Source organism: Streptomyces phytophilus (assembly GCF_013870535.1).
Taxonomy (GTDB): Bacteria; Actinomycetota; Actinomycetes; order Streptomycetales; family Streptomycetaceae; genus Streptomyces; species Streptomyces phytophilus.
Window position 1 is genome coordinate 1 of sequence record NZ_JACBXC010001486.1, and the last position, 1,351, is coordinate 1,351.

Here is a 1,351-nt window from a genome sequence, read left to right on the forward strand (position 1 = left end):
ACACCGGCACCGAACGACTCCGCGGCTACGCCGACGCACTCGCCGCCGCCGGGCTGCCCGCCGACGACACGTACATACGGCAGGGCCAGCAGCAGACCGCGGAGGCCACCCGTGCCGCCGCCGCGCTGCTCGCCCTGCCCGCCCCGCCGACCGCGCTTTTCTGCTCCAACAACCGCAACACCATCGGCGCCTTCCGCGCCATCCGCGAGGCCGGCACCGCCACCGCGCTCGCCGGCTTCGACGACTTCGAGATGGCCGACACGCTCGGCCTGCCGCTGACCCTCGTCGCCTACGACACCGACGAACTCGGCCGCGAGGCCGGCCGCCTGCTCCTCGCCCGCCTCGGCGAACGAACCGGGACCGGCGCCGGCGCCGGTCCCGGTCCCGGCACGGGCACCGTGCCGGCACCGCCCGAGCGCCGGACCGTCGTCCCCACCACCCTCGTCGCCTACGGCACCCCCGACCCGTAACGGGTTCCCCGCACCCGGCCCCCCGTACCCATGTAACATCCGCTATCTGGATGAGCCATCTTCCCGCCAGGGAACGGGGGCCGGGACCGGGAACGGAGGTCGCGATGGCGGCAACGGGAGGCACCGCGTCGGGCACGCAGAGCGTGGAGCGCGCCCTGTCGCTGCTGTCGTACTTCACCGACGAGCAGCCGGAGCGCCGCATCGCCGAGCTGGTCGAGCTGAGCGGCCTCGGCCAGTCCACCGTCTCCCGGCTGGTGGCCGCCCTGGAGTCGCTCGGCTACCTCGTCCGCGACGAGCGCAGCGGCCTGCACCGCATCGGCCCCAAGGTCGTCGAACTGGCCGGCGTCGCCCTCAACCAGTCCGCCGTCCACCGCGCCGCCCGCCAGGTCGCCCAGAACCTCGCCCACGAACTCGGCCTCGGCGCCAACGTCGCGGAACGCCACGGCGACCGCATGTTCTACCTCTGCCACTTCGAAGGCCCCCTCGCGCCGCGGACCTTCACCCTCACCGGCCGCTCCGCGCCGCTGCACGCCACCGCCATGGGCAAGGCGCTGCTCTCCGGCCTCGCGGAGGACGAGGTCCGCGACGTCATGGGCCCGGACTACCCCGCGTACACCCGCAAGACCCTCACCGGCCTCGCCGGGCTGCTCGACGCGCTCGCCGAGACCCGCGCCCGCGGCTACGCCACCGAGGTCGAGGAGCTGGCGTTCGGCCGCGCCTGCCTCGCCGCGCCCGTACGCGACCGCTCCGGCGCGGTCGTCGCCGCGCTGTCCGTCTCCGGCTCGCTGTCCGCCATGGACCTGACGGCCCGCCAGGACACGCTCGCCGCCAGGACCGTCGAGTACGCCGACCAGATCTCCACCGGCCTCGGCTTCCTCGCC

Annotated in this window: 2 protein-coding genes; both read left to right on the top strand. The window is 74.8% G+C overall.

Features of this window, described 5'->3' with window-relative positions; all coding sequences use genetic code 11:
- Positions 1-470, top strand: a 470-nt coding sequence (locus H5J30_RS33590) for a substrate-binding domain-containing protein (RefSeq protein ID WP_181791542.1), incomplete at its 5' end; no start/stop codon positions are given.
- Positions 471-574: 104 nt separating this feature from the next.
- On the top strand, positions 575-1,351 hold a 777-nt coding region (locus tag H5J30_RS33595; RefSeq protein ID WP_181791544.1), incomplete at its 3' end, for an IclR family transcriptional regulator.